We start from the raw sequence: 13,326 nt of genomic DNA, 5'->3' as shown, positions 1-13,326 counted from the left end.
TAAGCACATCTGGACTTGGCGCAGGAAGCGCGAATCAGAACATGGATTACAGGGATCCCATCAGGATGGTGGGGCGATCACGGATGTCAGGACACGGTCTGCAAGAACCCCGCTTCGGCGGGGTTTTCTTTTGCCCGCGATTTTTCCGCCCGCTGCTGCGCTCGCGCGGACCGGCCACAGGGCGTCTCAGATCCCGCCTTCGAGCACCGAGCGCAGCAGCTCCAGGGTCGCCTGCTGACGCTGCGCGTCGCGATACACCAGGCCCACCTGCAGCGGGATACGCGGCTCGCTGAGCGGCTTCCACAGCAGCTGCGCGTGGCCCTGCACCTGGCGCGCGCGGCCGGGCAGCACCGAGGCCAGCTGGGTGTGCGCCAGGCTGTCGAGGATGCCTCCCATCTGGTTCAGCTCGGCCTGCACCCGCGGCCGGCGGCCGATCGCGCTGAGCTGCTCCTGCCAGATCTGGCGGATGCGGAATTCCTCGCCGAGCAGCAGCATCGGCAGCTCGGCGGCCTGGGCCAGCGACACCTTGCGGAACTCGCGCAGCGGATGGTCGGCGGCGATCACCAGCTGCAGCTCGTCCTCGTACAGCAGCAGGCTGTGCAGCCCCGGCTGGCGCGGCGGCAGGAAGCCGATGCCGACGTCCAGGCTGCCGGTGAGCAGGCGCCGCTCGATGTCGATCCCCGACAGCTCGTAGATCTGCACCACCAGCTGCGGCTGCAGGGCGCGCAGGCGCTCCAGCAGCAGCGGCACCAGGCTGGCATTGACCGTCTGCAGCACGCCGATGGCCAGGCTGCGCGGCGCCTGGCAGCGGAACGCGCGCATGGCCTCGCGGCAGCGCTCCAGGCCGTCGAGCAGCGGCAGCGCGTGGTGGTAGAGGGTGTGTGCCGCCGGCGCCGGCAGCAGGCGCTTGCCGCCGCGCTGGAACAGCGCCACCTCCAGCTCACCCTCCAGCTGGCGGATCTGCTGCGACAGCGCCGGCTGGGAGATGCTCAGGCGCTCGGCGGCGCGGCCGACATGGCCCTCCTCGTAGACCGCGACGAAGTAGCGAAGCTGGCGGAAATCCATAAGGAAAACCTATTTCAAATGCTGGCAAATCGAAATGGCCCGCAGGCCGGCCGAGCCCTAGTCTAGCGTCCATCAAGCGCCAACAGGGGATTGCAGGACCATGCACAGCCTGCGGATTCGGGAAGTTTTCATAGGCAAAGTCGAAGAGGCTTCCAGCAGCACCGAGGTGCGCCGGCTGGACGGCGAATGCTGGCTGGCCGGCGACGGCCTGCCGGGCGACGAGCTGGCGCGCCGCCGCCACCCCGGCGCGGCCGATTGCGCCCTGCTGCACTACCCGGCCGAGCACTACCGCCACTGGCGCAAGCGCTTCCCGCTGCACAAGTGGCGCCCGGCGGCCTGCGGCGAAAACTTATCCACCTTCGGCGTCGGCGAGGCCGAGATCTGCATCGGCGACCTGGTGCGCTGGGGCGAGGCGCTGCTGGAGGTCAGCCAGCCGTGCCTGCCCGACTACCGCCTGGCGCAGCGCTGGAACCTGGCCGAGCTGCCGGCGCTGCTGCAGGACAGCGGTCGCTGCGGCTGGTTCTATCGGGTGCGGCGCCCCGGCCTGGTCGACACTCGGGCGCCGCTGCAGCTGGTGCAGCGCCACTACCCGGAACTCAGCGTGGCGCGGCTGCTCGCCTGGTTCGTCCACGAACCGCTGCAGCGCAGCGCCCTGCGCCAGATGCTGGCCTGCGACGCGCTGGGCAGCGAGTGGCGGCGGATCGCCGCGCGGCGCCTGGCCAGCGGCGAGCTGGAGGACTGGCAGCCGCGCCTGTACGGCCGCGCCAGCGCGCAGCCAGCCGCCGAGGGCGCCGACCATGCGTGACGATGCCCTCGCCAGCCTGCGCCTGATGCCCAGCGTGGCGCGCCCCGAGCAGGTCTTTGTGCGCGGCCAGGGTTCCTGGCTGTGGGACCGCGAGGGCCGCGCCTACCTCGACTTCACCCAGGGCTGGGCGGCCAACAGCCTCGGCCACAGCCCGAGCGTGGTGGTCGAGGCGCTCAAGCGCCAGGCCGAGCGGCTGCTCAACAGCGGTTCGGCCTTCCAGCATCCCGGCCTGCTCAAGCTGGCCGGCCGCCTGTGCGAGGCCACCGGCAGCGACCAGGCCTACTTCGTGGGCAGCGGCGCCGAGGCCTGCGAGGGGGCGATCAAGCTGGCGCGCAAGTGGGGCCAGCGCCACCGCGACGGCGCCTTCACCATAGTCACCGCCCGGCACAGCTTCCACGGCCGTACCCTCGGCGCCATGTCCGCCTCCGGCAAGCCGGCCTTCCAGCAACTGTTCGAGCCCAAGCTGCCGGGCTTCGAGAAGGTGCCCTACAACGATCTGGAGGCGCTGGCCCAGGCGATCGATGCGCATACCGTTGCGGTGATGCTGGAGCCGGTGCAGGGCGAGGCCGGGGTGATACCGGCGACCCTCGACTACCTGCAGGGCGCCGAGCGCCTGTGCCGCGCGCGCGGCGTGCTGCTGATCCTCGACGAGGTGCAGACTGGCATGGGCCGCTGCGGTTCGCTGCTCGCCGAGGAGCTGTACGGCGTGCGCGCCGACATCGTCACCCTCGGCAAGGGCCTGGGGGGCGGCGTGCCGCTGGCCGCCGTGCTGGCGCGCGGCAACGCCTGCTGCCTGGAGCCGGGCGAGCAGGGCGGCACCCACCACGGCAACGCGCTGATGCTGGCCGCCGGCCTGGCGGTGCTGAAGACCCTGCTGGAGCCGGGCTTCCTCGAGCAGGTGCGCGAGCTGGGCGAGCACCTGCGCGACGGCCTGGCGCAGCTGGCGCGCCGCCATGGCCACGGCCCGCTGCGCGGCCAGGGCCTGCTCTGGGGGCTGCCGCTGCAGCGCCTGGCGGCGCCGGCGGTGGTGCGCGCGGCGCTGGACGAGGGCCTGCTGCTCAACGCGCCGCAGCCGCACGTGCTGCGCTTCTCGCCGGCGCTGACGGTCAGCCACGCCAACATCGACGAGATGCTGCGCCGCCTGGAGCGCGCGCTGGTGCGGGTCAGCCAGGCGCGCCTGCGCGAGGAGCGGGCGAGCGCCTGACCACGAGCTTTCCCTGAAGGGGCTCCCCGCGGGCTCCTGTTCGCCCGGCACCCGCCCTGTGCCGGGCGTTTTTTATTCCCGCCCGGCGCTCAGTGCGTGGTCTGGCGCTGCAGCCGGTAGTCCTTGGGCGACAGCTCGAACTGCTTCTTGAACGCGCGGCTGAAGTGCGCCGAGTCGGCGAAGCCCCACTTGAAGGCGATCTGGGTGATCGACTCGTGGCGCAGCTGCGGGTTGCCGAGATCCTCGGCGCTGCGCTGCAGGCGCTGGCGCTGGATGTAGCGGCAGACGCTGTCGCCCTGGTCCTCGAACAGCCGGTACAGCTGGCGGATGGAGATGTGCAGGCGCTCGGCCAGGTACTGCGGGGAGAGCTGCGCCTCCTGCAGCAGCTGGCCGATCAGGCGCTGCGCCTGGTCGCGCAGCAGCGCGGCGTGCGGCGTCTCGCCCAGCTCGCTGCGCGCCGGCGTGCTGCCGCGCAGGGTCGGCAGCAGCAGGGCGATCAGCGCTTCCTGGAGGGCGCTGCCCTCGTCGGCGGCGGTCTGCCCGCTGTCGTCGGCGAGGATCTGTCCGGCCAGGCTGGCCAGCAGGCGGCCGCTGGTCGAGCCCAGGTCGAGCTTGCCGAACAGTCGCTGGTTGGGCGCGAAGTGGCGGCACAGCGTCTCGCGCGACAGGTGGAAGGACACGTGATCGATCAGGTCGCCGCTGGTGATCTCGCTGGCGCGGGTGGAGTCGAACAGCGCCATGTCGCCGGGCGCCAGCTGGATGCGGCCGTTGTCCTGGCGCACCTCGGAGTGGCCGCTGCGGTTGACCACCAGGAAGCAGTGGCGGTCGTCGCCGCGGTCGCTGCGGCACTGCTGGCGGGCGATGCGCCCCGCGTTGGTGCGGATGTGCGCCAGCTCCAGGCCGCCGTGGTCGTGGCGGGCGATCTCGCCGACGAAGCGCTCGCCGCGCCCGGGCGGGCTGGCCTCGAAGTGGCCGCACACGCGGTGCAGGTCCTGCAGCCAGTGGTCGAACGTCGCTGATGTGCTGTGGAAGCCGTTCACGCTGCACCTCATGGGGACTGTGGGCGGTGGCCGCCACTCGGGATGGTTGGCGGTAACATTGTTAACATGTTAGCCATTTTCGTGCCAACGCCCGGTCATCATCCTTTGGTATGGGGCAAAGCCGCGTCCCAGAGCCGTTGCCGAGGTCTTCACGGAAGCGTGCGAAAACGCGAAGGGCGCCCGCGGGCGCCCTTCGGTAACACTTTCTGGGGTGTGGCGACTCAGCCCCTGGGCATCTCCGGCTGGAACAGGCCACGCTTCATCACCAGCTTGACCCACAGCGCGGCGATCACGCTGACGATCAGCAGCACCACGCCGGTCAGGCTGTAGACGGTCTGGGTCATCTCCGGCGACGGCGAGTTGTTCAGCGCCACGTAGCCCATGCCGAGGATGCCGAGCAGCTGCGGCAGCGGGTAGAACGGCGTGCGGAACGGCCGCGCCAGGTCGGGCTGGCGGCGGCGCAGGACGATCACGTCGAGGTGGGCGATGATGTAGGCCAGCAGCCAGCTGGTCGAGGCGGCGATCAGCAGCGGGATGATCGAGTCGATGCCCAGCAGCAGGAAGGGCAGGGCGATGATCGCGGCCATGAACAGGATCGCCACCCACGGCGTGTTGAAGCGCGGGTGCAGGCGCTTGAGCTGCGGGAACGACTGGCCGTTGAGCGCCATGCCGTGCAGCATGCGCGGCACCGAGGCGAGCACGGTGTTGACCGTGCTGCAGGTGGCGGTCACCGCCATCACGGTGGCGACGATCAGCCCGGCCTTGCCGAACACCGCGTCGACGTAGTCGAGGTAGGGCAGCGGCGAGGTGGTCAGGGTGTCCAGCGTCAGGTAGCGGCTGGCGCCCCAGCAGAACAGCAGGAAGATGGCGAAGATCAGGCACAGCGACAGCATCATCGCCCGCGGCACGTTGCGCTCGGGGTTGCGCACTTCCCCGATCAGCGGGCAGATGAACTCGACGCCGACCAGCAGCCACATGGCCAGCGCCACCAGGCCGAGGAAGCTGCCGTCGAGGATGCCGTCCCAGCTCCACTGCACCGCGCCGGGGAGTTCGGCCGGCGCCGGGTTGGCGCTGCCGGTGACCGCGGTCAGGCCGACCAGGAGCAGGGCGGCGACCATGGCGAAGGTGAAGACGTTCTGCAGGCGGGCGAACACGTCGGTGCCGAGGATGTTGAGCAGGGTCAGCACGCCGAGGATGCCCAGCGGCACCACCATCTCCGGCACCATCCCCGGGAACAGCTGGCCGATCACCGCATCGACCAGCAGCAGCTCGGCCGACAGGCCGAACATCGCCACCACCACGTAGCCGGCGTACACCGCGACTATCGCCGGGAACGGGCCGAGCGCCGCCTCGGTGTAGCTGCCGAGGGTGCCGCCGGCGCGCGGGAACATCAGCGACAGCTCGGCGAAGCTCAGCGCGTTGCACTGGGCGAGCAGGAAGGCGACCACGGCGGCGGCGAGGAAACCGGCGCCGCCGAAGCCGATGCCCTGCAGGGCGCTGACCATGCTGCCCTGCACCACCACCACGCCGATGCAGATGGCGATCATGGTGGCGAAGCCGAGGCCGCGTTTCAGTGCCGGGCTGCCGGCTGCGTCGGGGAGAAGAGTGTCTGAGGCACTCGCGGTGCTCTTGTTCATGTGCGTATCTCGTTCCGGGTGAGGGGGCGGCGCCTGGCGCCGGTCGTGCCCGTCGGCCGCGTTGCTGCATCGCTGCAGACGGTGGGGTCGAACGAAGTCGTATCGATCATTGGCCAGGCCCGGCGGGCGCGTCTTGCTCCTGCCTGCCGAGCTTCTTGACTGTGCTTGCCGGACGGGCGCGCTGGCAGTCTCGGGCAAGAAATCTGGCAGCGCCGGGCAAGACGCCCGGGTGGGCGGGGGGCCTAATAGGTTCACGAAACGAGGCGGCAATCCGGATGCGCGATCCCAGCGCTCCGGGCCGGCAATCCCAACGCCCCCTGGTAATGCGCCATGATCAACATCGAAACGCCGACCTACTACACGGCGACCAAGAAATACGACCTGAGCTTCCCGTCGCTGGAGGCCGATCTCGACGCGGACGTGGTGGTGATCGGTGGCGGCTTCTCCGGCATCAACACCGCGCTCGAACTGGCGGAAAAAGGCATCAGGAACATCGTCGTGCTGGAAGGCCGCTACATCGGCTTCGGCGGCTCCGGACGCAACGGCGGCCAGGTGATGGCCGGCATCGGCCACGATCTGGAGGCGATCAAGGCGGACGTCGGCGAGGACGGCCTGCGCCGCATCTTCGAGATCAGCGACCAGGGCGCGCAGATCATCAAGGCGCGCATCGACAAGTACGGCATCGACGCCGACTTCCGCCACGGCTACGGCTACATGGGCTTCAACGCCCGCCAGGAGAAGACCCTGCGCGCCTGGGAAGGCGAGTTCAAGAAGCTCGCCCCGCACCAGGAAATCGGCCTGCTCACCGGTGCCGAGGTCAGGCGCCTGGTCGGCTCCGACGCCTACAGCTGCGGCCTGCTGCACATGGGCGGCGGCCACGTGCACTCGCTCAACCTGCTGCTCGGCGAGGCCCAGGCGCTGGCCGGGCACGGCGTGAAGATCTTCGAATACAGCCCGGTGCTGGAAGTCCGTTACGGCGAGCGCATCGAGGTGCGCACCGCCAAGGGCTCGGTGCGCGCCAGCAAGCTGCTGTGGGCCTGCGACAGCTTCCTCAACCAGCTGGAGCCCGAGCTGCACCGCAGCACCATCAACACCTACGCCTTCCAGATCATGACCGAGCCGCTGTCCGACGAGCTGATCGAGCGCATCAGCCCGATCCGCGGCGCCTACAGCGACATCCGCCCGGTGATCGACTACTACCGGGTGACCAACGAGAACCGCCTGCTGTTCGGCTCGGCCACCCCGCTGGTCGAACATATCCCCAGCGACCTCAAGGCCTGGAACCGCAACCTGATGCTGAAGATCTTCCCCTACCTCAAGGACGTGAAGATCGACCTGGCCTGGGGCGGGCCGATGGCCTGCAGCGCCAACCTGTTCCCGCAGATCGGCGCGCTGCCGGGGCGGCCCAACGCCTTCTTCGTGCAGGGCTACTCGGGCTTCGGCGTCACCCCCAGCCACATCGTCTGCAAGGTGCTGGCCGAGGGCATGAGCGAGGGCTCGGCGCGCTACGACCTGATCAGTTCGGTGCGCCGGCCGACCATTCCCGGCAAGGACCGCTTCCGTTCCCTGCTGCTGACCGGCGGCAAGTGCTGGCACCAGGCCTCCGGCTACTGGACCGGCCGCCGCTGACAGTTGAACCATTCATTGTGTGAGGACCGACTGATGTATCCGATCAAGCAAGGCACCACCATCGCCGAACTGGACGCCTGGGGCACCGTGGCCGACCTCGGCTCGGAGATTCTCGAGGGCGAGGGCAAGGCCTTCGGCAAGATGACCTTCGGCGCGCCGACCGACCCGGTCAGCTCGGCCTACTTCGGCGTGACCAGGAGCAAGTTCCGCATGGTCTACCCGTTCAACGAGCAGGCCACCGTGGTCAGCGGCGAGGTGACCCTGACCGACGAGGCCAGCGGCAAGACCACCACCTACAAGGCCGGCGACAGCTGGTTCGTCGAGAAGGGTACCCCGGTGCTGTGGGACGTGACCAGCGAGGCCTTCGTCAAGCACTACCTCGCGGTGGTCTGAGCCGCCCCGGGCCGTCCGCGCGGGCGGCCCGTTTCCCGCCCGCCGGGGAGGACAGCATGACTCCCAGCACCTTCGGCCAGCACTGCCTGCAGGCCTTCATGCAGGCCGTGCCGGCGCGCTGCGCCGTGTTCTACCGCATCGACGGCGACTTCCTGTTGCAGGGCATGCACGCGCCGATGCAGATGGCCGCCGCGACCCTGCCCGGCGTGCCGGCGGACGAACCGCCCCAGCTCACCGCCCGCGAGCGGCAGATCGCCCTGCTGCTGCGCGACGGCGCCAGCAACAAGCTGCTGGCGCGGCAACTGGGCATCGGCCTGCCGACGGTGAAGACCCATCTGCTCAACCTGTTCCGCAAGGTCGGCGCACGCAACCGCACCGAGCTGGTCGCCCGGCTGTTCCTCTAGGCGCGACTCAACCATCCGGTTGATGTCGCGCGGGCGAACGCTCCGCCAGCATGGCGACGTCCTTCGCCCACCGAGGCAACCTCCCATGAGCAGCAACTCCGACTGGATCACCGTAGGCGCCCTGGCCGAGGGCTTCGCCCCCGAGGCCTTCATCCTCCCCGCCCTGGCCGACCTGGCCGGCCGGCGCCTGACCCTGAACTTCGCCAACGGCTGGACGATCGAGCACCGCTTCGAGACCGACCGCCTGCACTGGCACGCCGCCGACGGCCACTCTTGCCAGGGCGCCCTGGCACGCTCAGCAAAGTCTGCTGGCAGGGAGGTGCAAGCTGGCGTATCGCGAGCATGGGTTAATGGCATCGTGCAGGGATAACGCGAACCCGCAGCGAAGTGCTTCGAGGTCCATGCCTGGGGACCGGGAGGGATTTCCGTGCAAGCGACGCTGGGCATTTCAACAACAAGAACAGAGGTAAGCATGATCATGGGCAAGGGCCTGCACGGCTCGCTACTGGCCGCGGCGATCGCCATGGCGTCGGCCGGCGCGTCGGCCTACGAACTGCACTCCGCCGACGGCCTGACCGTCAATCTCAACGTCCAGGGCGCTTTCGGCGTGTTCCACAGCGACGAGAGCTACAACCAGGGCGGGCCCATCGCGCCGGGTTCGGTTAGCTGGCAGGAGGGCTTCCTGCGCTACGGCCTGAGCGGCGAGCAGCGCTTCGCCGGCGCCGCCGACTCCTCGCTGTACGGCGAGTTCAACGTGGTGAGCAACGCCACCTGGGGGCGGGGCGATGCCGCCGGCTACACCGACGGCAGCGAGCGGCGCACCGCGGTGGACCGGGCCTACGCCGGCTGGCGCTCGGGCGAGCTGTTCCCGGCGCTCGGCAAGGACGGCATCGACTTCTCCGCCGGCAGCCAGAAGGTCAAGGTCGGCGATGGCTTCATCATCAACGGCGACGGCCTGAGCGTCGGCAAGAACTTCGGCGACGGCAGCCGCGATCGCGGCGGCGCCTACTACCTGACCGCGCGCAACGCCTTCGATCAGACTGCCTGGCTGCGCCTGGGCGGCAAGCAGGGCTGGCGCGGCGACCTGATCTGGATCCAGTCGGACAACGAGGTGAAGGCCAAGCCGGAGCTGGGCGTGGCGGTGCTCGAGCACGTCGCCGAGGCCGGCACCCTGGGCCTCACCTACGTCAAGGGCCTGGACGTCGACGACAAGCTGGCCAACCCGTTCAGCGCCCAGCGCGACGGCCTGGAGGTGGTCAGCCTGCGCGGCCAGGGTAACGCCGGGGTCAAGGACCTGTTCCTGTCCGGCGAGTACGCCCGCCAGGACAAGAAGCTGGGCGACGAGAGCGCCTGGTACCTCGAGGGCGGCTGGACCTTCTCCGATGTCGCCTGGCAGCCGCGCGTCGGCTACCGCTACACGCGCTACTCGGAAGGCTACGACCCGCTGTTCAGCGGCTTCAGTCGCGGCTACGGCACCTGGTTCCAGGGCGAGGTGGCCGGCAACTACGCCGGTCCGTTCCAGCGCAACGCCGGCATCCACATGCTCAGCCTGGGCCTGACCCCGCGCCCCGACGTGGCCATGGGCCTGCTGTACTTCGACTTCGACACCCTCGACCGCAGCCAGGGCGACCTGCGCGGCAAGGAGCTGGACCTCTACCTGGACTGGACCGTCGGCCACTTCACCATCAGCCCGCTGGTCGGCCTGTACCAGCCGGAGAAGAGCGACGCCGAGGGCGGCTCGCAGCAGGGCAGCGACGACCTCAACCTGTACAGCCAGCTGGTCGTGTCCTTCGGCTTCTGAGCCCGCGCCGCCGGCAGAACCGCCGGCGGCCTGCCGCCCCCACATCCACAGTGCTCTTCCCATTCGCAGGAGACGCCAAGATGCGCAAACCACTGTCCGCCCTCGCGCTGGCCGTAGCGCTCGCCATTCCCGTGCTTTCGCTCAGCCTGCCCGCGCAGGCCGCTTCCACCGATCCCGCCCGCCCCAACATCCTGCTGATCGTCGCCGACGACATGGGCCAGGCCGACCTGGGCAGCTTCGGCGGCGAGATCGACACCCCCAACCTCGACTCCCTGGCCGCCTCGGGCGTGCGCATGAGCAACTTCCAGGCCGCGCCGGCCTGCTCGCCGACCCGCGCCGCGCTGCTCACCGGCGTCGATCCGCACCTGGCCGGGCTCGGCAACATGGCCGAGGAACTGGCGCCCAACCAGGAGGGCAAGCCGGGCTACGAGGGGCACCTCAACGAGCGGGTGGTCACCGTCGCCTCGCTGCTCAGGGACGCCGGCTACAACACCTACCTGGCCGGCAAGTGGCACCTCGGCAAGAGCGAGGACACCGGCCCCGACGACCGCGGCTTCGAGCGCTCCTTCACCCTGCTCAGCGGCGGGGCCAGCCACTGGCCGGACATGCGTCCCGCCTACGCGCCTACGCCGGACGCCAAGGCGCCCTATGCCGAAGACGGCAAGATGCTCGACAGGCTGCCGGATAACTTCGAGTACTCGTCGCAGTTCTACGCCGACAAGATCATCGACTACATCGCCGCCGACAAGGACAGCGGCAAGCCGTTTTTCGGCATGCTCAGCTTCACCGCGCCGCACTGGCCGCTGGCTGCACCGGACGAGGCGATCGCCAAGTATCGCGGCCGCTACGACGCCGGCTACGACGTGCTGTTCGCGCAGCGCCTGCAGAAGCAGAAGGAGCTGGGCCTGATCCCCGCCGATGCCGAAGGCGCGGCGCGGCCGCCCAAGGGGCGGGCGTGGGACAGCCTGACGCCGGAGCAGAAGAAGGTCGAGGCGCGGGCGATGGAGGTCTACGCGGCGATGATCGACCAGATGGACGCGCAGACCGGGCGGGTCTTCGACTACCTGAAGAAGAATGGCCTGTACGACAACACCATCGTGGTGTTCATCTCCGACAACGGTGCGGAAGGCCACGACCTCGACGAGACCTGGCCGGCCGAGCTGTTCCCGCAGATCCGCAAGGTGGTCGACGAGACCCACGACTTCAGCTACGCGCAGATGGGCCGTCCCGGTTCCTACACCCTCTACGGTCCCAACTGGGCGCGGGTGTCCGCTCCGGCGCTCAGCCTGCACAAGGGCTTCGCCACCGAGGGCGGCACCCGCACCGCCGGCATCCTGCGCATTCCCGGCGTGACCCGTAGCGGGCAGGTCGTGCGCGAGCTGGTCACCGTCAAGGACTTCGCGCCCACCCTGCTCGAGCTGGCCGGCGTCAGGCACCCGGGCAACCGCTACCAGGGGCGCGCGGTCGAGCCGATGTCGGGGATGTCCATCCTGCCGCTGCTCAAGGGCGAGAAGGTCGCCGAGCGGGTGCACGGCGGCGAGCTGTTCGGCAAGCGTTTCGTCCGCCAGGGCGACTGGAAACTGGTGCACATGCCCAAGCCCTGGGGCAGCGGCGACTGGCAGCTGTTCGATCTGCGCAGCGACCTGGCCGAGCGCCACGACCTGAGCGGCAAGCACCCGGAAAAGGTGGTCGAGCTGCAGCAGCTGTGGGCACAGTACGCCCGCGACAACAACGTGATCCTGCCCGATCAGGTCAGCGGTTACTGAGGGCGGCCAGCCGAGCGGGGCGTTGCCGGCCCGCTCGGCTGAAGAACAAGAGAGAGGAGCGATGCACGCGCGGACTAACCCGAGACCCGGCTGGCGGGAACAGTGGCTCGGCCTGCTGTTGCTGCTGTTGCCGCTGCTGACGCTGGCCGCGCCGGCCGCGCCGCAGCCGCAGCTGGCCGACGGCTACGTCGAGCAGGCGCGCTGCAGCGCCTGCCATGCCGAGGCTGCCAAGGCCTGGGCCGGCTCGCACCACAGCTGGTCGCTGCGCGCGGCCACGGCCGGCAACGTGCTCGGCGACTTCGCCGATGCCGAATACCGCGACGAGGCCGGGGTGGGCATGCGCTTCTTCCGCCGCGGCGAGCGCTTCTTCGTCCAGGCCGAGGGCGAGGATGGCCGGCGCGCCGACTTCCCCATCGCCTACACCTTCGGTTTCGCTCCGCTGCAGCAGTACCTGATCGAACGTCCTGGCGGTCGCCTGCAGAGCCTCACCGTGGCCTGGGACAGCCGCCCGCGCGAGGCCGGCGGGCAGCGCTGGTTCTCCCTGTACCCCGGCCAGCGCTTCAGCCCCGACGACGCCCTGCACTGGACCGGGCGCTACCAGAACTGGAACGCCATGTGCGCCGACTGCCACTCCGGCAATCTGAAGAAGGGCTACGACCCCGCCGCCGACAGCTTCCGCACCACCTGGAGCGAGATGGCGGTGGGCTGCCAGAGCTGCCACGGGCCGGGCGAGCAACATGTCGTCTGGGCCGAGCGGCGCGGCGCGCAGCCGGCGGCCGGGCTCAAGGCCGCCGACATGGGTCTGGCGGTCGACTTCCGCGGCGGCGGCCACGGCTACGAGGTGGAGCAGTGCGCGCGCTGCCATAGCCGGCGCGAGAGCCTGGGGGTCGGCAGCGCACCGGGGCGGCCGCTGCTCGACGCCATGCGCCCGACCACGCTGTCCGCCGGCCTCTACCATGCCGACGGGCAGATCCTCGACGAGGTGTTCGAGTACGGCTCCTTCGTGCAGAGCAGGATGTTCGCCATGGGCGTGACCTGCCGCGACTGCCACGAGCCGCACTCCGCCACCCTGCGTGCCGAGGGCAACGCGCTGTGCGCCGGCTGCCACAACCCGCAGGGCAACCCGCGCTTCCCCAGCCTGCAGAAGAAGCGCTACGACGATCCGTCCCACCACTTCCACCCGGCCGGCAGTCCCGGCGCGCAGTGCGTCAACTGCCACGCCCCGGCGCGCAACTACATGGTGGTGGACGCCCGCCGCGACCACAGCTTCCGCATCCCGCGACCCGATCTGGCCGCCAGCAGCGCTGCGCCGGATGCCTGCACGGCCTGCCACCAGGAGCGTGACCCGGCCTGGGCGGCGCAGGTGATCGAGGCGAAGTTCGGCCAGCCCAAGCGCCCGCCGCATTACGGCACGGTGCTCGCCGCCGCGCGCCGGCACGACCCGCAGGTGACCGGCGAACTGGCCCGGCTGATCGAGGACCGCACCCGCCCGGCCATCGTCCGCGCCAGCGCCGCCGAGCTGGCCGCCGGCTACGGCGCGCGGCTGGTCGACAGCCTGCAGCGCGCGCTGGGCGACGCTGAC

Annotated in this window: 10 protein-coding genes and 2 pseudogenes; 9 read left to right on the top strand and 3 right to left on the bottom strand. The window is 70.0% G+C overall.

What is annotated here, in order from left to right:
- Positions 1–186 precede the first annotated feature (186 nt).
- On the bottom strand, positions 187–1,065 hold the full coding sequence (locus E5198_RS07440) for a LysR family transcriptional regulator (protein WP_136489365.1): 879 nt from the start codon (positions 1,063–1,065) through the stop codon (positions 187–189).
- Between the two features lie 100 nt (positions 1,066–1,165).
- On the opposite strand from E5198_RS07440, the gene E5198_RS07435 reads away from it, so the two are divergent.
- Complete coding sequence (locus E5198_RS07435) at positions 1,166–1,870, top strand: MOSC domain-containing protein (RefSeq protein ID WP_136489364.1); 705 nt, start codon at positions 1,166–1,168, stop codon at positions 1,868–1,870.
- A complete protein-coding gene (locus E5198_RS07430; RefSeq protein ID WP_136489363.1) occupies positions 1,863–3,074 on the top strand; it encodes an aspartate aminotransferase family protein in 1,212 nt (403 codons plus the stop codon). The genes E5198_RS07435 and E5198_RS07430 overlap by 8 nt, the downstream gene beginning before the upstream one ends.
- A gap of 89 nt (positions 3,075–3,163) precedes the next feature.
- Here E5198_RS07430 and feaR read toward each other — a convergent pair whose 3' ends face one another.
- Positions 3,164–4,114, bottom strand: a complete 951-nt coding sequence (gene feaR / locus E5198_RS07425) for a transcriptional regulator FeaR (protein ID WP_256659007.1) — start codon at positions 4,112–4,114, stop codon at positions 3,164–3,166.
- A 221-nt stretch (positions 4,115–4,335) separates the two neighbouring features.
- Positions 4,336–5,751 (bottom strand): APC family permease, encoded by a 1,416-nt coding sequence (locus E5198_RS07420; RefSeq protein ID WP_136489361.1) that lies wholly within the window; start codon positions 5,749–5,751, stop codon positions 4,336–4,338.
- 330 nt (positions 5,752–6,081) lie between these two features.
- Here E5198_RS07420 and E5198_RS07415 point away from each other — a divergent pair, with 330 nt between their 5' ends.
- The 7 genes and pseudogenes from E5198_RS07415 to E5198_RS07385 all read left to right on the top strand — a co-directional run.
- On the top strand, positions 6,082–7,380 hold the full coding sequence (locus tag E5198_RS07415) for an FAD-binding oxidoreductase (RefSeq protein WP_136489360.1): 1,299 nt from the start codon (positions 6,082–6,084) through the stop codon (positions 7,378–7,380).
- A gap of 33 nt (positions 7,381–7,413) precedes the next feature.
- On the top strand, positions 7,414–7,773 hold the full coding sequence (locus tag E5198_RS07410; protein WP_136489359.1) for a cupin domain-containing protein: 360 nt from the start codon (positions 7,414–7,416) through the stop codon (positions 7,771–7,773).
- Positions 7,774–8,003: 230 nt separating this feature from the next.
- Positions 8,004–8,177, top strand: a pseudogene (locus E5198_RS21960) (helix-turn-helix transcriptional regulator); the annotation flags it as partial.
- An 85-nt stretch (positions 8,178–8,262) separates the two neighbouring features.
- Positions 8,263–8,475, top strand: a pseudogene (locus tag E5198_RS07400) (MoaF N-terminal domain-containing protein); the annotation flags it as partial.
- A 174-nt stretch (positions 8,476–8,649) separates the two neighbouring features.
- Positions 8,650–9,978 (top strand): alginate export family protein, encoded by a 1,329-nt coding sequence (locus E5198_RS07395; RefSeq protein WP_256659006.1) that lies wholly within the window; start codon positions 8,650–8,652, stop codon positions 9,976–9,978.
- An 80-nt stretch (positions 9,979–10,058) separates the two neighbouring features.
- On the top strand, positions 10,059–11,744 hold the full coding sequence (locus E5198_RS07390; protein WP_136489357.1) for an arylsulfatase: 1,686 nt from the start codon (positions 10,059–10,061) through the stop codon (positions 11,742–11,744).
- A gap of 61 nt (positions 11,745–11,805) precedes the next feature.
- On the top strand, positions 11,806–13,326 hold a 1,521-nt coding region (locus E5198_RS07385; RefSeq protein WP_218569043.1), incomplete at its 3' end, for a cytochrome c3 family protein.

It is taken from the genome of Pseudomonas sp. A-1 (genome assembly GCF_004801855.1).
Taxonomy (GTDB): domain Bacteria; phylum Pseudomonadota; class Gammaproteobacteria; order Pseudomonadales; family Pseudomonadaceae; genus Geopseudomonas.
Note: the sequence above shows the minus strand (reverse complement) of the source record. Positions and strands in the feature narration are given on the sequence as shown.

Bases quoted from the DNA above. Each gene is read 5' to 3' on its own strand.
- E5198_RS07440 (WP_136489365.1), bottom strand. From the start codon at position 1,065: ATGGATTTCCGCCAGCTTCGCTACTTCGTCGCGGTCTACGAGGAGGGC.
- E5198_RS07435 (WP_136489364.1), top strand. From the start codon at position 1,166: ATGCACAGCCTGCGGATTCGGGAAGTTTTCATAGGCAAAGTCGAAGAG.
- E5198_RS07430 (WP_136489363.1), top strand. From the start codon at position 1,863: ATGCGTGACGATGCCCTCGCCAGCCTGCGCCTGATGCCCAGCGTGGCG.
- E5198_RS07420 (WP_136489361.1), bottom strand. From the start codon at position 5,751: ATGAACAAGAGCACCGCGAGTGCCTCAGACACTCTTCTCCCCGACGCA.
- E5198_RS07415 (WP_136489360.1), top strand. From the start codon at position 6,082: ATGATCAACATCGAAACGCCGACCTACTACACGGCGACCAAGAAATAC.
- E5198_RS07410 (WP_136489359.1), top strand. From the start codon at position 7,414: ATGTATCCGATCAAGCAAGGCACCACCATCGCCGAACTGGACGCCTGG.
- E5198_RS07395 (WP_256659006.1), top strand. From the start codon at position 8,650: ATGATCATGGGCAAGGGCCTGCACGGCTCGCTACTGGCCGCGGCGATC.
- E5198_RS07390 (WP_136489357.1), top strand. From the start codon at position 10,059: ATGCGCAAACCACTGTCCGCCCTCGCGCTGGCCGTAGCGCTCGCCATT.